This window comes from Streptacidiphilus albus JL83, assembly GCF_000744705.1.
GTDB classification, from domain to species: Bacteria; Actinomycetota; Actinomycetes; order Streptomycetales; family Streptomycetaceae; genus Streptacidiphilus; species Streptacidiphilus albus.
The window spans coordinates 26,004-44,647 of the sequence record NZ_JQML01000001.1; the positions used below are offsets into that span (position 1 = coordinate 26,004).

An 18,644-nucleotide genomic window follows, 5' to 3' on the forward strand; every position below is an offset into this window, starting at 1 on the left:
CCTTCACCGAACTCTGACGGGTGCAGATCCAATGAGGGCCCTGGGGTGATCAAGCCGCAGGTATGTGCGTGTCGCGGGAGCGGGCCTGGCAGGCTGCGACTGACGCCCGGTCAGGCCGTTGTTCCCCTGTCGATCGCGCGGAGCACCCGGCCGTTGACTGACGCGACCGGGGCCCGACACTTGCTCAGAGGGACCTGGGCGCACCGGTCCCCCATCCGAACGACCAGCGAGGCCGACACACCGGGGCCGACGCCCGAGAGCCCCGCCGTCTCGCCGGTCCGGTCCAGGAACCAGCGGAGACCGACTGCGCCGAAAGGCCGCTCGGCATGGGGGGTGAGCGCCTCCCCCGCCAGGTCCGCAGGCAGCAGCGAGGCCCAGCCGAGGCCGAAGCACACCAGGTCGGCGGCCGTGGACCACAGGCCGCCCGAACTGGGCACGGTGCGGACCTCGGCCGCTGCGGGCACCAAGCCGCCGTCCGGGGCCAGGTCGGAGCCGGTCACCGCCCCTGACGCCGCGCCGGGCCGGCTACCAGGGAAGAAGGAGTCATCCATGCGAGCGCGTCGAGCACCAGGCGGACCGCCGACTGCGGGTAGGGCACGCGGGTGAGGTCGGCAACCAGCCGCCCGAGCACCGCGTACCCGCCCCCACAGCGCCCGGACCTGCCGGGCGACCCGTCGCACGGCGCCGGCGGGCCGCCGAGCGCAACCAGGTCCCGAGCTTCGAGTCGGACAGGTGGGCGCGCAACTCGTCAGGGTCGGGCAGTGACCAGCCGGGATCGGTGAGCCGTGGAATTCGACGAAACGCGCCGGTCACACGGTCGCTTCGGTAGGGCGTGGAGATCGAGCAGGGGCCGGTGCCGCGTACCGGGGCGGTGGGCCCGATCAGCAGCGTCTACATCCGCGACCCGGACGACAACCTGGCGGATATCAGCGCCTACGGAGGCCAGGAGCACGGGTCGGTGACGGGTGGCGAGCGGTCGGTCGCCCGGGCCAGGAGGCGGGGCGGTCCCGCGCGCCGGGCGGGTCCTTCGTCAAGGGCTCCGCTCCCTCAGCAGCAGCCCCGGGCGGCGAGCGACTCGGCCCGGGGCAGACCCATCCGCCGATACGCGGAGACGGCGAGCTCATGCTCGGCCTGTGCTCCGGACTCGTCGCCGACGGTGTGCAGCACATTGCCCAGCAGTTCCCTGCTGCGGGCGATCTCGACTGGGTCGCCACTGGCCGTCGCGAGATCCAGGGCCTCTTGGTGCAGTTGCTGGGCCTGGGCCGGATCGCCGATCGCAGCTGAGGTCTCCCCCAGGTTGTTCAGCGCCTCGGCGAGGTTGAGGGGCGGCTCATTGCCGTCCCGGAACAGGGTCAGGGCCTGCCCGTGCAGCTCGCGCGCGGCGGACAGCTCGCCGCGCAGCCGCATCAATGTGCCGAGGTTGCCCAAGGTGAGGCCCTCGTTGGCCAGGTCGCCGATCTCCCTGGACAGCTCCAGGGAGCGCTCGAAATGCTCCAGGGCTTCGGTCAGGTCGCCCTGGAGCATGAGGACCAGGCCGAGGTTGTCCATGGTGATGGCCTCGCCGACCCGGTCGTTTGCCTCCCGGTCCAGCGCCAGGGCCTGCTTATGGTGCGTCAGGGCATCCTCGTGGTGCCCCAGGAGCCGGTGCACCACCCCGAGGTTGTCGTGCGAGATGCTCTGGGCGGCCTTGTTGTCCATCCGCTGATGCAGCTCCAGGGCCTGCTGCAGTGTCTGCAGCGCCTCCTCGAACCGCCCCAGCCGACGCAGGATCAGCCCCAGGTTGACGATCGCGAGGGCTTCGTTGACGCTGTCGCCCACCGACCGGCCCAGCGTCCAGGCCCGCTCGAAGTGGTCCCGGGCCTGGCTCAGCCGACCCATCCGCCCGCAGGTCGCGCCCAGGTTGTTGAAGGTCACGGCGCGCAACGAGATCACGGCGGCGGAAGAGCGGGATCCGTCCGCTCTCGTGTCGTCCTCGATGGTCTCCAGCACGGACAGGGCCTGCTGGAACATGTCGTGGGCGCGTGAGTAGTCCTGGAGCTGGAGGTGGGTGAGCCCGAGGAAGCGCAGCGCGCCCGCCTCGGTGCCGGTGGCGCCCTCGGCCTGGGCCAGGGACAGCGCCCGCCCGTGCAGGAGGAGTGCCTCCGCGCCGTAGGCACCGCGCTCCAGATAGCGGGCGACGGTCGCGGACAGGTCGATGATCTGCTGCGGCAGGCCGGGAAGCCCGGCCAGGGAGACCAGGTTCGCCCTCTCCTCGTCGAGCCAGCGGACAGCGGCGCAGGAGTCGGCGAACTCGGCAGCGGCCCACGCGGGTGGCGTCAACTGCGGACGCCGTAGGCGTTCCTGGGGGTAGAGGGCGTTCATTGCCTGCCCGGCACGGAACAGGTAGTGCTCGACGAGTCGGCGCAACGCCGCTTCGCGCTCGGGTACGGGCAGCCCGGCCGCGCGGTTCGCGCCGTGGATGCGCAGGAGGTCGTGCAGGGTGTAGCGGGCCATCCGGTGCTGTTCCAGGAGATGGCCGTCGAGCAGTGCCTCCAGGCTGCGTTCAGCCGACTCTGAGCTCCGGCCGAACAGCGCTCCGGCGGCTGCGGCATCGATATCGGTGCCCGGATGCAGTCCCAGCAGGGTGAAGGCCCGGCCCTCGGCGGCGGGCAGCTGCGGGAAGGAGGTCTCGAAGACGGCGGCCACGGCGAGGTCCGCGGTGGTCAACTCGTCCAGTCGCCGCAGCTCGACCCCGAGGCGGTCGGCCAACTGCTCGACGGTCCAGGTCGGGCGGTGCCGCAGCCGGGCGGCGGCGATGCGAATGGCGAGCGGAAGGTATCCGCACAGCGCGACCAGCCGCCGCACCGCGTCCGGCTCCGCATCCGCGCGCGGTCCGAGGACCCGTCCGAAGAGCAGTGCTCCCGCTTCGGCCGAGAGCACGTCCAGCGAGAGCGACGCGGCCATGGACGCGGCGTCGAGTCCGACGAGCCGCTGTCGGCTGGTGATCAGCACCAGGGCGCTGCCCGCGCCGGGGAGCAGCGGACGGACCTGCTCCGCGGTGGCCGCGTTGTCGAGGACGACCAGCGCGCGCTGGTCCGCGAGCACGGCGCGCCACAGGCCCGCCCGCTCGTCCAGCTCACGCGGCAGCGTGCCGGTCACCTGCCCGGAGGCCCGGAGCAGGGCGTCGAGGGCGTCGTCCGGGGCGACCGGCGGCCGACCGGCGGTGTGGGCGTGCAGGTCGAGGTAGTACTGGCCGTCGGGGTAGCTCCCGGCCACCGAGTGGCCGATCTGCACGGCTAGTGCGGTCTTGCCCACGCCGGCCATCCCGTCGATCGCCAGGACGGTGGGCGAGCCGGGGGCGGTGCGGTCGATGGCTGTGAGGATCGCCGCGTGCTCCGCTTCTCGGGCGGTGAAGTCCCGCAGGCCCAGCGGCAGGAACCGTCTCCCGGACGGCGCGGCGCCCGACTGCTGGGGAAGCTCTGACCGGGCCGGCTCGGCCTGCGGTGCAGTCGCGGGCAGGAGAGGATCCGCCCCGCTCTCCCTGAGCTGCGCGATGCGGAGCCATTCGGCCCGCCACTGCACCAGGTCCTCCCGGCCGCCTCCGCATGCGCTGACCAGGGCCAGGCAGACCTCCAGCCTGGGTAGCTCCCTGCGTTGGACGTTGAGTGCGTCCGCCAGGGTACTGCGGGCGATGCGGGTGCGCCGCTGCAACTCCTGGAAGGACGGTTTGCCCGCAGCCACCTTGAGCGCCCGCAATGCTCTGACGAAGTCCGCCACATCGGCGTCCGGAACCGGCCTCACGCCACGCCCCCCGTTCTGCTGACTCCCCGCAGCCCCCCGCGAGGTAACTGGAACCATCCGGATTCGTCCGGACCTCACCGAGATCATTGTGACGTACCGGTCAAGCAACGCAGAGTGGTCGCAGCAGAAGACGGGGGACATCCGCCGACTACGTGGGGCCACCGTCTTCCCGATCATCCGCCAACATCCGTGCAATGCAACGATTGTGAGGACGAGATGAGTGCAACCCGCCCGATCACCGGCAAGATCCGCCGCGTGACCGCAATGACCACCCTCGCCGTGGTGACGGCCACCGTGGGCCTGGCCGCAGCGCCCAGCGCCCAGGCGTCGGGCGCCAACTGGCTGGCGCACAGCGGCGGCTGCACCGCCTGGACCATCTGGACGGCCAACGAGGTCACCGGTTGGGTCAACTCCGGTAACGGCGACATCTGCGAGGTGGTGATCCTCCAGAACGGCGCCTCACCGAACGCGAACACCACCACGGGTGCCAATGCGCCCACGAAGACGTACTGGCACGGTTACGCATCCAACGGCACGCTGCTCACCGACGTGGTCGAGTTCAGGGACATCACCAAGGACCTCGGCTTCGTCAAGAGCCCGGTCTACAACTGAGCCGACTGAGCCAACCTGTGGCACGGGTCTCCCGCGAGGACTGGCGGGAGTCCCGTGCCGCCTCTGCAGGGCTCCCGCTCCCGGCGGGGCACAGCGCCGTGGGGGATGTGCCCGTTCCGCCACGGGGGTGCGGAGCAGGCGCGTGCGCATTGCGGGCGTCCTCGTCCTGGAGCAGGGCGGCGAGGTCGCCGAGCGAGGTGCTACGGGTGGGGGTGCGTGCGGCCAGAAACTTCGAGCGGACCACCAGCAGTGCCGAGGGGATGGTCTACTGGTTGATGACCCTGCTCATGACCCGTCGCCTGGCCCGGCCACGCTCGCCGTCGCCCTCTGCCCGGGCACGCTGCTCGCGGTCCGCGTGGACCCCGCCGACTTCACCGACCGGTCAGCCGTCGATCCGGAGGCCGTGGTGGTCCTGCGTGCGCAGACAGGCGTGCCTGGTCAGCAGTGGCCGTCGGAGTTGCCCGAGTTCGCGCCGTTAGCATAGGCATGCCAAGAGCCGTAGGCATAGCAGTTGCCCCCGCCAAGGAAGGTGTTCGCACTCGCCTGCCAGGTGTCAGGGCTCGCGCTGTGGATGTTGACCCAGTTCGTCCAGACATCCGGCGAACCGCTGGCGTAGCCGCCGCCTTCGCCCTGCTGGGAGTAGTTCGAGCTATCGACGAAGACGTTGACATACTGGTTGGGATTCTTGCTCGCGAAGCCGCTGGCCCACTGGTAATGGGCGCGGGCGTAGTCGACGCCGCCGCAAACCTCGTACTGCTGCTCGACCTGACCGACCTCGGTGGTCCCGGAGTAGATCGTGCCGGGAGAGCCGATGTTGATGACCGAGCAGTCCGCCGCGGCGGCTTGCGCGGTGCCGGCGGTGCCGAGGCTGATGCCGGTCGCGGCGAGTGCGGTGGCGGTGAGGGCGACGGTGAGGCGTATGTTCCGGATCTTGAGCATGGGGTGCCCTTCTCCTGGGTGCTGGATCGCTGCGGGGTTGTTCCTCAGTGGCTGGCGGCACCACGTTGGCCGGGACTTCGGGGCGCGTCTTGTTCAAATGCGACACCACCTGCTCAGCCGACGTGGAAGTGCTGGCCCTACCTTCCGCGCGGCGCCCGGGGCCGGGGACGGCGGACAGCGTCTGCACCAGGGGGAGTTCATGGAGTGCGTCACCCGAACCTTCGCCGTCCTCGCCTTGGGCGCGTTGATCGCGGTCCCGTCGGCGGCCGGCGAGTGGCCCGTCGACAAAACGCACGCGCCCCGGGACCTCGCCCACCCCTGGACACCACCGCCGCACCGACGAAACCGCCCGACCGGCCTCGCCTGACCCGGCCGTTCGTTCGTTCGACAGGACGATGCGCCCGGCCACCGACCGATCTCGTGGCCATCTGAACCCTTCGAGCCGGCCGGGCCGTCCCCGGCGTGGCGCACCAGGTGCAGTCCCCGCCTCGTGCGCGGCCGTCGCCATCGGAGCTCGATACCCAGCTGCGCGCCCAGCTCCCGGAAACCCAGGGCGGCGCCGACCCCGCCGGGACTCGGGCACCCGAGCCCGCCACTGCCGCAGCAGACCGGCGGCAAGGACGCGCGCGGCGGTCGCCGAAGCCGTCAACCGGGCCGGCCCACGGCCCCGCCACACGGGCGCGGTCAGCACGCTGATGCGGGCAGTCCGGCGCCGCCGCAGAACAGAGCGCCGGTCGGACGGCGCGGCCCTCTTCAAGGGGGCCCAGGCCGGGTCCCAGGCCGGGTCCGAGAGCCGGACCGCCAGCCCGCCGAACGCCCCGACGTCACCGGGGACTGCGTCGGAAGCTGCGCATCCACACCCGCCGCGACACCGACCAGTTCCTGCGGTCTTTCTCAATTACTCTGCCTCGCCCATAATTTACGTGAGCATGGCGGGGGGAGCGATGGCTGACGACAACCACGAATATCGGTGGGTAGGGGTGATTACGGTTGCCCTGGCCATCCTGGCGTTCTTCGGCGTCAACAACTGGAAGCAGCTGCAAAGCGCTCTCAACCCCTCGCCGACACCGACTGCCGCGTACAGTCCGGTGTTGGTGTCAGTGCCGACAGCGACACCGACCGTGCCGGATCCGCCGTACACGGAACCGGCGACAGCAACGCCGTTCCCCACGCCCACGCCCACGCCACCGCCCGCGCCATCGCCCACGCCCACGCCGTCGGACACGCCCTGCACCGCCCTGTACTGCGGCGAAGCCCAGTTCATCAGGACGTCCTTCGACTGGGGCGGCTCAGCGTGTGGGACTGACAACTGCTCGGTGAACGCCACCTTCCAGAACGACGGCAGTATCGCGGGCTCGGCAACAGTGACGTTCACCATCACCGGGCTTCAGTACGGGAAGCTCGTGTACACGAACCTCGCGCAATGCTCCGACGCCATCCCCGAGACCCCGCCGGGCGGAGTGGCGAGCGTGAGCTGCACGGCCTACTCGCAGGGCATCAAGAACTTCAGTACCTACCCCGGCGTCCAGTTCGGCGTAACGATCAAGGCCAGCTGAGAACCTGAGCGGAATTTCCCTCGCACAGCGGCGGGCACAGCAGCCGGAAGGGCCGGGCCGCCGGCGGCTCGGCCAGGGCGGGGTCAGTGCCAGTGGACGGACAGAGGCTGCGGCAGGTCGGTCAGGATCGCGGTGGCCAGGGGGCCGCAGGTGGCGACGGGCAGCCGGCCGCGCGCGGTGGCGGGGACGAACCGGGTCGGGGCCGGTGGTCGGACGGTGCTCGGGGCGGCGGCGGGCTGGTCCGGGATGGACGTGGGCACGGCTGTGGGTCGACACCGCAGCGACGGTACTGACGCACGGCGACAGCGCGATGTCCGCCCGCCGCGTCCAGGACGTCGTGGATGCGGCTCCCGCAGCCGGACGGCCCGACGGGCCGTCACATCGCGCCCCCGGACAGTTCTTACGGACCTCGAACGTCGGCCGGCGAAACCGTCTCAGCCACTCCTTCTCCGCCTAGCGTCATGGGCAGACGACACCGGTCGTGGACTCATTTCGTTTTCTGCAGGGAGAGTTACCGATGAAGCTCATCCGTACGGCCCGCGGCGCGGCCATCGCCGTCGCCACCGCCGCAGCCACCGCACTGCTCGCCGTGCCCGCCAGCGCCGTCACGGCCGACCACGCGCACCGCCCGGCCTCCGGCTCGCCGGTGTTCGTGCAGAGCGACAACACCGCCGGGAACACCGTCGTCGCCTACGACCGCGCCGCGGACGGCAGCCTCACCCGGGCCGGCGTCTACAGCACCGGCGGCCTGGGCGGAGTACTGGCCGGATCGGTCGCGGACCACCTCGCCTCGGAGGGCTCGCTGGCCTACGACCACACGCACCACCTGCTCTACGCCGTCAACGCGGGCAGCAACACCGTCACCGTCTTCGCGGTCCACGGCGACCGGCTCACCCAGACCCAGGTCCTCCCCTCCGGCGGCACCTTCCCGGTCAGCATCGCGGTGCACGGCAACCTCGTCTACGTGCTCAACGCGCTCGACGGAGGGTCGATCCAGGGCTACGTGCGCGAGGGCAAGAGCCTGGTCGCCGTGGCCTCCTGGAACCGCGCGCTCGGCCTGGACCCCACCGCCACACCGCAGTTCACACACACCCCCGGGCAGATCTCCTTCACCCCCGACGGCTCGGCCCTGGTGGTCACCACCAAGGCCGCCGGCAACAGCATCGACGTCTTCCCGCTCGGCACGTTCGACGCCCCCGCAGCACAGCCCGCGGTGAACGCCGAACCCGGCACCGTGCCGTTCGGCTTCACCTTCGATCAGGCCGGACGGCTGCAGGTCACCGAGGTCGGCCCCGGCACCGTCGCGAGCTTCACGATCAGCCGTGAAGGTACTCTCAGGGCCCTGGGCTCGGCAGCGACCGCACAGGCCGCGACCTGCTGGATCGTCCGGGCCGGCGACAGGCTCTACACCTCCAACGCCGGCAGCGGCACCCTGTCCGGCTTCCAGGACAGTGCGAGCGACGGCACCCTGACGCCCCTCGGCAACACCGCCACCGACCCGGGCACCGTGGACGCGGCAGCCACCCCCGACGGCCGGTTCCTCTACGTGCAGACCGGAGCCGACGGCATCGTCGACTCGTTCCGGGTCAACACCGACGGCACGCTCACCGCCACCGGCTCGGTGACGGTACCCGGGGCAGTCGGCGGGGAAGGAATAGCGGTCGGCTGAACACACCCGGAGGCCTTTGGGCCCACAGACGCGACCGGGTGAGCCGACCCGGGCCACGTCTGACAGGGACGCCCGGATCACCCGCTCGCCGACGACGAGCGGAAGCCGCCCAGCGTCCGGCCACACGGCCCCGGACCTACCGCCCGGCCTCACCTCACGGCAGGGTGGCGCCACCCGCAGGCGGATACGGCCCGATCTCGGCCGCCCACTCGGCCTCCGTCGACACCGACTCGGCCGGCAACCGGGCCGTGACCACGAACGGCCCACCCGAGCAGGCCTGGCGTCCCCAGGCCTGCTCGAACTCCAAGTCCAGGCCGACGCCCAGTTCGACCGGACCCACATCGCTCCGGGTGAACGCGAAGGCCACGTCGGGCCCGGCGAAGTCCAACCGGCCACTGCCTTCCTGATCGGAACCGGAAGATCAGGTCGCCGCCCGACCGAGCCGACAGGCCAACTCGACGGCGTCGTCCGCCGTCAACACCTGCCGGCGGAACGACCTCGCCCCCTGCAGGCAGTGCACCGACCCGTCGGGTCACATGCCGGCGGTGCCCCGGTCCACATAGTCGCCCCGGCTCGCGGCAGCCAGCAGGTCGAAGCCGGTCGCCCGGGAGATGAGCCACGTCAGCAGGCCGAGTACCGGGACGATGAGGAACCCCAGCAGCGCGTAGGGCAGGGTGCTCTTCTTGGCTGCCGCTGGGACGGCGGCGGTGACCGGGGCGGTCGGGGCGGCCACGGGCAGGGTCAGCAGGGCCTGGTGCAGCGAGCCGACCACCGCGCTCAGCGCCGCCTGCGGACTGTCCGGGAACCGTTGCCCCGCCTGGGCAACGGCCTGGTCGGTGGCGCCGTCCGTCAGCACCAGCCCGTAGGCGCCCAGATGGCCGCCCACCAGGACCACGCAGTAGCCGGGAACCGTCGTCCCCGGATCCGCGGTGGCCGGTGGCAGCTCAAGTTGGGTGCAGAGGTACTGGGCCATCTGGTCCGGGCTGCCGTAGGTCCGCAGGGCCGGGCTGTCCACCAGCTCCGCCACCACCCCGTCACCGTCGCTCCTCACCAGCGCCCCCAGCGCCCCCTGCTGCTGCTCGGTGCCCGCGGACGCGCCCGGGGCGATGTACAGCGGACCGGTCCGCAGCGCCTGCGCGGCCACGCCGATACCACCGTCCAGCAGCGACCCCCCGGCAGCGGCCGCGGTCGTTGCCACCCCCGACACCAGAAGCAGGGCGATCACCGGCACCGCGACCGGACGCCGAAGCGCGCCCAACCCCCCGCGGAACCCCCGGTGTGCCTGGAGCCTTGCTAACACTGAGAGTCGCATCCCCGCCTCCGCTCACTGTCGGCACTTCATAGTGCTCCCGCGCGCGGGCGGGCGAAAGGGCTCAGGACCCGGCTCCTGTCCTGACCGCTACCCATCGGCACCCGGGGGTCTCGTCACCCTCGGGCAGTCGGCCACCGCCGGCGAGGGCTTCAGCAACTTCGGCAGCACCCTCCGCGTCCCGTCGGCGGACTGTCAGATCGGCTGCTACGACCACTCCGTCCTCGCAGGAGAACGCAACGCGGGCAGGTGGCGCCGAGTGAGTTACGGCGGTGGTGTTCTGTGGCCCATCTCGTAGGCGGTGATCACGAGTTGAACCCTGTCGCGGGCGCCCAATTTGGTGTAGAGCCGGGCTACGTGGGACTTGGCGGTGGCTACCGAGATGAAGAGTTCGGCGGCGATTTCGGTGTTCGAGCGGCCTCGGGCGACCAGGGTGAGGACCTCCTGTTCGCGCTGGGTGATGTCCTCGATCGGCTGGGGGGACCGCTGGGGGGTGGGAGCGGGGGCGCGGAGGAATTCGGCGATCAGGCGGCGGGTGACGCCCGGGGCGATGAGGGCGTCTCCGGCGGCGACTATGCGGATCGCTGCGAGGATGTCGTCCACCGCCATGTCCTTGACTACGAAGCCGCTTGCTCCGGCACGCAGTGCGCCGTAGACGTGGTCGTCCTCGTCGAAGGTGGTCAGTACCAGGATGCGGGTGGTGCTGGAGGCGGCGGTGATCAGGCGGGTGGCCTCGATGCCGTCCATGCCGGGCATCCGGATGTCCATCACCACCACGTCGGGGCTCAGTTCCCGGGCAAGTCGTACCGCCTCGGCGCCTGTGGCGGCTTCGGCGACGACGTCCAGGTCGGGGTGGTCGGCCATGATCACGCGCAGGCCGGAGCGGACCAGTGGCTGGTCGTCGGCGAGGACGACGCTGATGGTCATCGCACGCCCGCCCGGGACGCGACGGGCTCGGGAAGGGGCAGTCGGGCTGTCACCTGGAAGCCGCCCCCGGGGCGCGGCCCGGCGCTGAACCGGCCGTGCAGCAGGCTGACGCGCTCCCGCATGCCGGTGATGCCGAAGCCGGATCCCTGCGCGCCCGGCGTGCCGCGACCGTCGTCGAGGACCTCCACGGACAGTTCCTGTGCTCCGTAGTCGATGGACACCCGGCAGTGCCCGGTGTCCGCGTGACGGACCACGTTGGTCACCGCCTCCTGCACGATCCGGTAGGCGGACAGGTCGATGTCGGCCGGTAGCCGGCGCCGCTCGCCGGCCCAGCGCACGTCGACCCGAACCCCCGCGTCCGCGGTCGCCACCGCCAGCCGCTCGATGTCCGCCAGGCCCGGCGCGGGGGCGAGCGGCGCTTGCGAGGAGTCGGTGTGCGGTTCGGTCTGACGCAGCGCCACCAGCGTGCGCCGGAGGCCCGACAGGGTCTCGCGGCTGGTGGTCTCGATGGCCCGCAGCGCCTTGCGGGCCTCCGTCGGTTGCGTCTCGATGACCCGGCTGCCCACCCCGGCCTGGATGGCGATGATGCCGACACTGTGCGCGACCATGTCGTGCAACTCCCTGGCTATCCTGAGTCGTTCGGCGGTAACCGCCTTGGCCACCTCCTGCGAGCGCAGGGCCACCGTGTGCTCGCGACGCTCGCGGATCAGCAGCCCGATCATGCAGGCGGTGGCCGTCACCAGGAGGGCGATCAAGCCGACGAACAGGCCGTCCGGCCCATCTGTGAAGCCGTCGACGGTCACCAACTGCAGCGTGGCGCACACCGCGACGGCGACGGTCGCGACGCGACGCGACCGGGCAACGACGACGAGGCACAGCACCAGGTCCACCGCCAGGAACGGGGCGAACCGGCCCGGACTCTGGCCCAGGCTGACCGGCACCAGGACGATGGAGCCGACCAGCGTCATCGCCAGGGCCAGTAGCGGCCTGTGGCGCAGAACCCCGACGAGCAGGCCGGAAGCGAGCAGTGCCCCCATGGCGAGCAGAGTGCCGGAGGCGCGGGGCGCGAGGCCCACCAGCAGCAGCAGCGTGACGGGGTACAGCAGTCCCCCGCCCCAGGCCATCAGCCTCGTCTTTGTCATCCCGCGAGACTATCCGGGCTTCGCCTGCGGGACATTGGCCCACGGGCGTACTCCCCGGGGCTGATCGGCCCGTGCGACTGCCGCCCCCGGCCCGATGTCCCGGCCGGGGCCCGACCGGCAGGATCGGCACCGTGATCGAAGTCAATGAACTCACCAAGACCTACGGCGGCAAGACCGCTGTCGACCAGCTGTCGTTCACCGTCCGGCCCGGAGAGGTCACCGGGTTCCTCGGACCCAACGGCGCCGGCAAGACCACGACCCTGCGCGTGATCCTGGGCCTGGACGCCCCTACCGGTGGCACCGCCACCGTCAACGGTGTCCCGTTCCGCAGCCACCCCCGCGGACTGCGGCACGTCGGCGCCCTGCTCGACGCGGGGCACGTGCACGGCGGACGGACCGCGACAGCGCACCTGGCGGCCCTGGCCACAAGCAACGGCATCTCGTCGCGCCGGGTGTCGGAGGTGTTGCAGGAGGTGGGTCTGGCCGAGGTGGCACGCCGCCGGATCGGCGGGTTCTCGCTCGGCATGAAGCAGCGGCTCGGTATCGCCACCGCTTTGCTCGGCGATCCACCCGTGCTGATGTTCGACGAGCCGATCAACGGCATGGACCCGGAGGGCGTGCTCTGGGTCCGCCACCTGTTCCGCCGTCTGGCGGCCGAGGGACGCACGGTCTTCCTCTCCAGCCACCTGATGACGGAGATGGAGCTGACCGCCGACCAGCTCGTGATCATCGGTCAGGGACGGCTGATCGCAGCCGAGTCGGTGCGGAGCTTCGCGGCCCGCAGCACCCGGCTCAGCGTCACGGTCGGCACGCCCCAGGCCGCCGAGCTGACCGTGCTACTGACCGCGGCCGGTGCGTCGGTCGAGCCGCAGGGCTCGGCCGGAACCGGGCGGCTCGCCGTGACCGGGCTGCAGGCCGACCGGATCGGGGCGCTCGCCCACGAGCACCACCTCCCGCTGCACGAACTGACCACCCACAGCGCCTCACTGGAGGAAGCCTTCATGGAACTGACCGCCGACAGCGTCGAATACCTGGCAGGACGACCCCGATGACCACACTCGCCCCCCTTCCCCCCATCAGTGCGGCCGTGCCCGGCGCCGAGCCGCCCGCCCGATTCGGCGACCTGCTCGCCTCCGAGTGGATCAAGATGCGATCGCTGCGCTCCACGCCGTGGACGTTGGTCCTCACCACCCTCTTCGTCATCGGGTCCGCGGCCGTGGCGGCACTGTCGGACTACCACCACCAGCCGCACTACTCCCCGCTCGGGCAGCGGCTCCACCTGTTCTCACTGGGCGACGCCTTCCCGGCGGCGGGATACCTGCCCTTGATGCTCGTCGCCGGCAGCATCGGCGCCGTCACCGCCGTCAGCGAGTACGGCAGCGGGCTGATCCGCACCACCACGGTGGCGGTGCCCGCCCGCGGCTCCGTGGTGCTGGCCAAGGCGGTCGTGCTGGCCGCGGTCTGGACCGTACTCGGCACCGTCATCGCCACCGCTTGTTTCACCCTCTCCGAGAGCATCCTGGACGGTTGGCACGCCGGCTTCCCCATCACCCACCCCCACGCCCTGCGGGCACTGACTGCGTCCGCACTGCTGGCCCCGGTCTGCGCGCTCATCGGCCTGGGCCTGGGCGTGCTGATCCGGCACAGCGCCGCCACCATGGTCACCAGTGCCTTCACGCTGCTGATGCTGCCCCCGATGTTCTCCTCGGGCACGCACTGGTCCGCCGACATCCGCAACGCGATGACGCAGAGCGCGTGGGGGCGCCTGGCCCAGGACGGGGATCCGTCACCGGGCTTCCTCCACCCCACGGTCACCGGCTCCTGGGTCACCTACGCGGCCTGGCCGCTGATCGCGACCGTCCTCGCGCTGGTCGCCGTGCGGCACCGCGACGTGTGAACCAACCATTCGGGCGCCCCCGTCGTCCGAGCCGAGCGCGCAGCTCGTACCCCCCTCCGCAGCGGGCGAAGCGCGCCCGGGAAGCAGGGGCCAGCCGGTGAGTAGCACGGTCGCCAGGGCCAGACCCGCCTTGTCGGCCCAGACAGACCGAACGCTCCAAAAGCGGAACCCTCACTGCCGCCAATGGCTACTCACCAGCATCAGCCCCGCTCTCCAGCCGGACACGCTCCTCGAACACCGAGTCGGCCACGCTGTGCTACGCGATTCCGTGAGCTTCCAGTTGGCCACCGGCCTGGGCTTAGAAGCGATTTCCAAACCGAAGGTAGGGTCACGTTTTCCCAGGTGAGGTGTGTGGCCGTCGCTCGGTAGGCATGCTCGGACCGTCGTATCGGTGCGGGGTGTGGTCGGAGGTGGCGGATGCCGTCGGTGCTGGGAGTGCTGGAGCGGCGCGAGCGGGTGGCGCTGGCCCGGGCGGAGGAGTTGCGGGCGGAGTTGGAACGGGTTCAGGCCGCGGTGGTGGAGGCGGAGCAGGCGGCGCGGCGCGCGGTCATCGCTCGGGAGGAGACGGTGGAGGCGCTGGCCGAGTTGGCCGATCTGGCGGCGGTGCCCGTGGCGCCGGCCGGTGGGTCGGTGGTGGAGCCGGTTGCGGACGTGGTCGGGCCGCGGGTCGAAGTTCCTTTGTGGAGCGAGGGGTTGGGGGTCGGTGTGCTTCCGCTGGACTGCGCGCGGATCGTGGCCCTGGTCGAGCGCGACGCCGCTGGCGGCGGGCAGGGGGTGCGGGCGCGGGCGATGCGCGGGGATCTGGGCGCAGCCTGCCCGGCAGCCGCACCGAAACCGTTCAGGCCACGGCCAAGACGGCCGCCCGGTTCGAAGAACAAGCACTGGGCCAAGCACCACGACGTCGGAAAGACGGTCAAACGCGCCGAAACGATCAAAGAGCATCAAGCCAGCCAGGGATAAACGCCAAGCTCAGTTCCAGCCGGTAAAGGCGCACGATGAGGATCTCGAGTCGCGGGTCCGGCGGCGATTCCACTTCTGTGAATTGTTCACGGAGTGGGCCCGGCCGCCATGACATTCGTCATCGGGGTTGGTGAGGTTCGGCACAGGTTCCGGCGGTTCGGCGGCATCACGCTTGTCCCATGGACATCGGGGAGAGTGTGATCGAAGCCTCCGGGCTGTGCCGCCGTTACAGGGGCGGCTTCGAAGCCGTGCGCGGAGTGTCGTTCGCGGTGGGCCGCGGCGAGCTGTTCGCACTGCTGGGCACCAACGGGGCGGGCAAGACCTCCGCCATGGAACTGCTGGAGGGCCTGGCCCGGCCCAGCGCCGGGACCGCGCGGGTGCTCGGGTGCGACCCGTACACCGAGCGGGCGCGGGTACGGCCCAGCATCGGGATGATGCTCCAGGAGGGCGGATTCCCGGCCGACCTGACGGTCAGCGAGACCGCGCGCATGTGGGCAGGCTGCATCAGCGGCGCCCGGCCCGAGCACGAGGCCCTGGACCTGGTGGGGCTGGGCGACCGGTCCGGGGTAAGGGTCCGGCAGTTGTCCGGCGGGGAGCGGCGGAGGCTGGATCTGGCGCTGGCGCTGCTGGGACGGCCGGAGGTGCTGTTCCTGGACGAGCCGACGACCGGGCTCGATGCGCAGGGACGGCGCGACACCTGGTCGCTGGTGCGGGAGTTGCGGGACAGCGGTACGACCGTGCTGCTGACCACGCACTACCTGCAGGAGGCGGAGGTGCTCGCCGACCGGCTGGCCATTCTCCACCAGGGCCGGGTGGTCGCCTGCGGCACTCCGGCGGAGGTGAGCGGCGCGCGCCCGGCCCGCATCGTCTTCGGCCTGCCGCAGGGGTGGCACCTCGGCGACCTGCCGTCGCTGCCCGAGCTCGCGGTGCTCGGTCACGAGGTCCGCGACCGGCGGGTGGTGCTGCACACCGACCGGCTCCAGCACACCCTCACCGTGCTGCTGCGCTGGGCGGAGCAGCGGGGCGTTCCGCTGGACCGCCTGGACGCGCGGACCGCATCACTGGAAGAGGCGTTCCTGGCGATCGCCGCAGACGCGGCAGGCACCACCACCCCCGAAGGAGCCGTGCGATGACGCCGGCCGGGAGCACCGCGGCGCGGCGGACGGCGGCGCTGGGCCGGGCCGAGCTGACGCTGCTGGGACGCAACCGTACGGCGCTGGCCACGGCACTGCTGCTGCCGGCGGGGATGGTCGGGGCGTGGAGTCCGACGCTGGCCCGGCTCGCGCCGGGCGGGGCCAGGGTGAGTGCCGGGGAGCTGGCGGTGAGCAGCGGCATCGGCTTCGTACTGCTGTTCGTCGTCTACTACAACCTGGTGACCGCCTACGTGGCGCGGCGCGAGGAGCGGGTGCTGAAACGGCTGCGCACCGGCGAACCGACGGATATCGAGATCCTGGCGGGCACCGCCCTGCCCGCCGTGGCGCTGGCGCTGGCGCAGTGCGCGGCGATGGTCGCCGCCGGGGTCGCGCTGCTGCACCTGCCGCTGCCACACCGCCCGGAGCTGCTGCTCGCCGGGGTGGCCCTGGGGGTTCGTACTGCTGGTGGCGTTCGCCGCCGGATCCACAATCTTCACCCGCAGCGTCGAACTCGCCCAACTCACCACGATGCCACTGCTACTGGTCTCGGTGGCCGGCTCCGGGCTGGTGGTCCCGTTGGCGTCGATGCCGCAGCCGCTGGGCGAGCTGTGCCGGTGGCTGCCGATGACCGCGGTGATGGAGCTGGTCCGGGCCGGCTGGACCGGCGGAGCGCCGGCCGCGCCGCTGGAGGTGCTGCGGTCACTGTCCAGCGGGCTGGCCTGGACACTGTCGGCCGTGTTTGCTGTACAACACCGGTTCCGCTGGGAACCACGCCGCTGAGGACCCGGAGGAAAACACAGTGAGGCTCACCGGCTGGTGGCACCGGCGCAACAACCCCGCACGCATCGAACTCTACACACGCACCTCGTTCCACCTCTTCGCCCTCAACGAAATCACCCTCCTCAGCAGCTCCGTCCTCAGCGGCGGCGGCACCCGCAACGGGCTGCGGCTGGGCCTGTTCGCACTGGTGGCCGTGCACGCGGCACTGTGCGCGACACTGTGCTCCACCGGCCTGAACTGGCACCTGGGACGACGCGAACAACCGATCCGCCTGCTCGCGGCCGTCGCCACGACGTCGCTGGGCGGGGCGCTGTTCGCGTTGGGGCTGCGGATGAACGTCCCGTCCGCGCACGGCGTGGGCGCACCGGAGCTCGCCGTCGCACTGGTCTCCATCGGACTCGGAGCAACAGTCCTGGCCGTCCCCCGGGGCCACGCCGTGCTGCACCTCCTGATAGGCGCGGCACTCGCACTCGGCACCGGCAGCACACTGCTGGGACTGCCCCTCCAGGCCGGCGCAGGCTTCGCGCTGGCTGTGCTGGTGGCGGGGGGCGCGATGGTGTTCGCCAGCGGCAGCTCGCTGTGGCTGCTTCGGGTCGTGCGGGAGCTGGACTCCGCCCGCGAGCTGCAGTCGCAGCTCGCAGTCGCGGAGGAACGCCTGCGGTTCGGCCGCGACCTGCACGATGTGATGGGACGGAACCTGGCGGTGATCGCCCTCAAGAGCGAGCTGGCCGTGCAGCTGGCGCGGCGCGGCGGACCGCAGGCGGTGGAGCAGATGATCGAGGTCCAGCGGATCGCCAGGCAGTCGCAGCGCGAGGTACGCGACGTGGTGCGCGGCTACCGGAAGGCCGACCTGGCGGTCGAGTTGGCCGGCGCACTGTCGGTGCTTCGCGCGGCGGGCATCGACGGGCGGGCCGAGGGGCAGGACGGCAGCGCGCTGCCGGACGAGGTCCAGGCCGCCCTGGGCTGGGTGGTGCGCGAGGCCACCACCAATGTGCTGCGGCACAGCGAGGCACGGCACTGCACCATCCGGCTGACGGTGGGCGCGGACGCCTCGGCGGTGCTCTCCGTCGACAACGACGGCGTGCGCGAGCACACCGCCGACGGTACGTCGGGGTCCGGACTGAACGGGCTGAGCGAACGCCTGGCCGCGCTGAACGGCACACTGGCCACCGACTCCCGGACCGGGGACTTCCGACTCACCGCAGAAGTACCACCGCCCGGGCCCAGGACACAGCAGCTGGAGGTCGCCGCCCCATGAGCAAGCACATCCGGGTCCTGCTGGCCGACGACGAGCACCTGATCCGGGGCGCGATCGCCGCACTGCTGTCCTACGAAGAGGACCTGCTGGTGGTCGCCGAGGCCGCGTCCGGACCCGAAGCACTCGCGATGGCCCGCGCCCACCGCCCCGACGTGGCCGTGCTGGACCTGCAGATGCCAGGCGGCCCGGACGGAGTGGCGGTGGCCGCCGCGCTGCGCACCGAACTCCCCGGATGCCGGACGATGATCGTCACCAGCCACGGCCGCCCCGGCCACCTCAAACGGGCCCTGACCGCCGGAGTACGCGGCTTCGTCCCGAAAACAATATCGGCACAGCGCCTTGCCGAGATCATCCGCAACCTCCACGCCGGTGGCCGCTACATCGACCCGGAACTGGCCGCCGACGCCATCAGCGCCGGGGACTCGCCGCTGACCGCGCGCGAGGCGCAGGTGCTGGAGCTGTCGGCGGACGGGGCGCCGGTCGCGGAGGTCGCCCGCCGGGCATCACTCTCCACCGGCACGACACGCAACTACCTGTCCTCCGCCGCAACCAAACTCTCCGCCGACAACCGACACACAGCAGTCCGCATCGCCCGCGAACACGGCTGGCTGTAGTCCGCCGGGAAGGCTTGCGGCACTGGTCAAGGCGGTGCGGCCGGGTGGGCCACCGGGTGCCGAGGTTG

17 protein-coding genes and 1 pseudogene are annotated in these 18,644 nt (G+C 71.5%); 10 read left to right on the forward strand and 8 right to left on the reverse strand.

The window, feature by feature from the left end; genetic code table 11:
• Window positions 1–110 precede the first annotated feature (110 nt).
• On the reverse strand, window positions 111–500 hold the full coding sequence (locus BS75_RS00145) for a serine hydrolase domain-containing protein (protein WP_034086706.1): 390 nt from the start codon (window positions 498–500) through the stop codon (window positions 111–113).
• A gap of 547 nt (window positions 501–1,047) precedes the next feature.
• A complete protein-coding gene (locus BS75_RS00150; RefSeq protein WP_160312318.1) occupies window positions 1,048–3,780 on the reverse strand; it encodes an ATP-binding protein in 2,733 nt (910 codons plus the stop codon).
• A gap of 216 nt (window positions 3,781–3,996) precedes the next feature.
• Between BS75_RS00150 and BS75_RS00155 the strand changes: the two genes are divergently transcribed.
• On the forward strand, window positions 3,997–4,392 hold the full coding sequence (locus BS75_RS00155) for a hypothetical protein (RefSeq protein ID WP_034086707.1): 396 nt from the start codon (window positions 3,997–3,999) through the stop codon (window positions 4,390–4,392).
• A gap of 438 nt (window positions 4,393–4,830) precedes the next feature.
• Here the strand turns inward: BS75_RS00155 and BS75_RS00160 are convergent, their stop codons facing one another.
• The gene (locus BS75_RS00160; RefSeq protein ID WP_034086708.1) at window positions 4,831–5,331 is read right to left on the reverse strand and encodes a hypothetical protein; all 501 of its coding nucleotides are present in this window, start codon (window positions 5,329–5,331) and stop codon (window positions 4,831–4,833) included.
• A gap of 944 nt (window positions 5,332–6,275) precedes the next feature.
• Between BS75_RS00160 and BS75_RS47610 the strand changes: the two genes are divergently transcribed.
• Window positions 6,276–6,887 carry a hypothetical protein gene (locus BS75_RS47610; protein WP_152646263.1) on the forward strand — a complete coding sequence of 204 codons (612 nt, stop codon included), beginning with the start codon at window positions 6,276–6,278 and terminating at the stop codon, window positions 6,885–6,887.
• 83 nt (window positions 6,888–6,970) lie between these two features.
• Here the strand turns inward: BS75_RS47610 and BS75_RS47615 are convergent, their stop codons facing one another.
• On the reverse strand, window positions 6,971–7,147 hold the full coding sequence (locus BS75_RS47615) for a hypothetical protein (protein ID WP_156164188.1): 177 nt from the start codon (window positions 7,145–7,147) through the stop codon (window positions 6,971–6,973).
• Between the two features lie 257 nt (window positions 7,148–7,404).
• Between BS75_RS47615 and BS75_RS00175 the strand changes: the two genes are divergently transcribed.
• The gene (locus BS75_RS00175) at window positions 7,405–8,556 is read left to right on the forward strand and encodes a lactonase family protein (protein ID WP_034086710.1); all 1,152 of its coding nucleotides are present in this window, start codon (window positions 7,405–7,407) and stop codon (window positions 8,554–8,556) included.
• 154 nt (window positions 8,557–8,710) lie between these two features.
• Here BS75_RS00175 and BS75_RS00180 read toward each other — a convergent pair whose 3' ends face one another.
• The 4 genes from BS75_RS00180 to BS75_RS00195 all read right to left on the reverse strand — a co-directional run bounded on the left by BS75_RS00180 (window position 8,711) and on the right by BS75_RS00195 (window position 11,934).
• On the reverse strand, window positions 8,711–8,944 hold the full coding sequence (locus BS75_RS00180; protein WP_034086711.1) for a hypothetical protein: 234 nt from the start codon (window positions 8,942–8,944) through the stop codon (window positions 8,711–8,713).
• 144 nt (window positions 8,945–9,088) lie between these two features.
• Complete coding sequence (locus BS75_RS00185) at window positions 9,089–9,754, reverse strand: hypothetical protein (protein ID WP_152646264.1); 666 nt, start codon at window positions 9,752–9,754, stop codon at window positions 9,089–9,091.
• A 375-nt stretch (window positions 9,755–10,129) separates the two neighbouring features.
• Complete coding sequence (locus tag BS75_RS00190; protein ID WP_034086713.1) at window positions 10,130–10,792, reverse strand: response regulator; 663 nt, start codon at window positions 10,790–10,792, stop codon at window positions 10,130–10,132.
• Complete coding sequence (locus BS75_RS00195; RefSeq protein WP_034086714.1) at window positions 10,789–11,934, reverse strand: sensor histidine kinase; 1,146 nt, start codon at window positions 11,932–11,934, stop codon at window positions 10,789–10,791. Before BS75_RS00195 ends, BS75_RS00190 begins: the two co-directional genes overlap by 4 nt.
• 131 nt (window positions 11,935–12,065) lie before the next feature.
• On the opposite strand from BS75_RS00195, the gene BS75_RS00200 reads away from it, so the two are divergent.
• The 7 genes and pseudogenes from BS75_RS00200 to BS75_RS00230 all read left to right on the forward strand — a co-directional run bounded on the left by BS75_RS00200 (window position 12,066) and on the right by BS75_RS00230 (window position 18,576).
• A complete protein-coding gene (locus tag BS75_RS00200) occupies window positions 12,066–12,986 on the forward strand; it encodes an ATP-binding cassette domain-containing protein (protein WP_174515096.1) in 921 nt (306 codons plus the stop codon).
• Complete coding sequence (locus BS75_RS00205) at window positions 12,983–13,831, forward strand: ABC transporter permease (RefSeq protein ID WP_034086715.1); 849 nt, start codon at window positions 12,983–12,985, stop codon at window positions 13,829–13,831. The genes BS75_RS00200 and BS75_RS00205 overlap by 4 nt, the downstream gene beginning before the upstream one ends.
• A 417-nt stretch (window positions 13,832–14,248) precedes the next feature.
• The gene (locus BS75_RS52015; protein ID WP_034086716.1) at window positions 14,249–14,791 is read left to right on the forward strand and encodes a hypothetical protein; all 543 of its coding nucleotides are present in this window, start codon (window positions 14,249–14,251) and stop codon (window positions 14,789–14,791) included.
• Between the two features lie 179 nt (window positions 14,792–14,970).
• Window positions 14,971–15,924, forward strand: a complete 954-nt coding sequence (locus BS75_RS00215; protein ID WP_034086717.1) for an ABC transporter ATP-binding protein — start codon at window positions 14,971–14,973, stop codon at window positions 15,922–15,924.
• Window positions 15,921–16,704: pseudogene (locus tag BS75_RS43085) on the forward strand (ABC transporter permease). Before BS75_RS00215 ends, BS75_RS43085 begins: the two are co-directional and overlap by 4 nt.
• Window positions 16,705–16,723: 19 nt before the next feature.
• Complete coding sequence (locus tag BS75_RS00225; protein ID WP_034086718.1) at window positions 16,724–17,962, forward strand: sensor histidine kinase; 1,239 nt, start codon at window positions 16,724–16,726, stop codon at window positions 17,960–17,962.
• Complete coding sequence (locus BS75_RS00230; protein WP_034086719.1) at window positions 17,959–18,576, forward strand: response regulator transcription factor; 618 nt, start codon at window positions 17,959–17,961, stop codon at window positions 18,574–18,576. The genes BS75_RS00225 and BS75_RS00230 overlap by 4 nt, the downstream gene beginning before the upstream one ends.
• The last annotated feature ends 68 nt before the right edge of the window (window positions 18,577–18,644 follow it).

What these genes read in the sequence shown, in the direction of transcription:
- BS75_RS00230 (WP_034086719.1), top strand. Translation starts at nt 17,959, where the DNA reads ATGAGCAAGCACATCCGGGTCCTGCTGGCCGACGACGAGCACCTGATC.
- BS75_RS47610 (WP_152646263.1), top strand. Translation starts at nt 6,276, where the DNA reads ATGGCTGACGACAACCACGAATATCGGTGGGTAGGGGTGATTACGGTT.
- BS75_RS00175 (WP_034086710.1), top strand. Translation starts at nt 7,405, where the DNA reads ATGAAGCTCATCCGTACGGCCCGCGGCGCGGCCATCGCCGTCGCCACC.
- BS75_RS00215 (WP_034086717.1), top strand. Translation starts at nt 14,971, where the DNA reads ATGGACATCGGGGAGAGTGTGATCGAAGCCTCCGGGCTGTGCCGCCGT.
- BS75_RS00195 (WP_034086714.1), bottom strand. Translation starts at nt 11,934, where the DNA reads ATGACAAAGACGAGGCTGATGGCCTGGGGCGGGGGACTGCTGTACCCC.
- BS75_RS52015 (WP_034086716.1), top strand. Translation starts at nt 14,249, where the DNA reads ATGCCGTCGGTGCTGGGAGTGCTGGAGCGGCGCGAGCGGGTGGCGCTG.
- BS75_RS00205 (WP_034086715.1), top strand. Translation starts at nt 12,983, where the DNA reads ATGACCACACTCGCCCCCCTTCCCCCCATCAGTGCGGCCGTGCCCGGC.
- BS75_RS00160 (WP_034086708.1), bottom strand. Translation starts at nt 5,331, where the DNA reads ATGCTCAAGATCCGGAACATACGCCTCACCGTCGCCCTCACCGCCACC.
- BS75_RS00155 (WP_034086707.1), top strand. Translation starts at nt 3,997, where the DNA reads ATGAGTGCAACCCGCCCGATCACCGGCAAGATCCGCCGCGTGACCGCA.
- BS75_RS00190 (WP_034086713.1), bottom strand. Translation starts at nt 10,792, where the DNA reads ATGACCATCAGCGTCGTCCTCGCCGACGACCAGCCACTGGTCCGCTCC.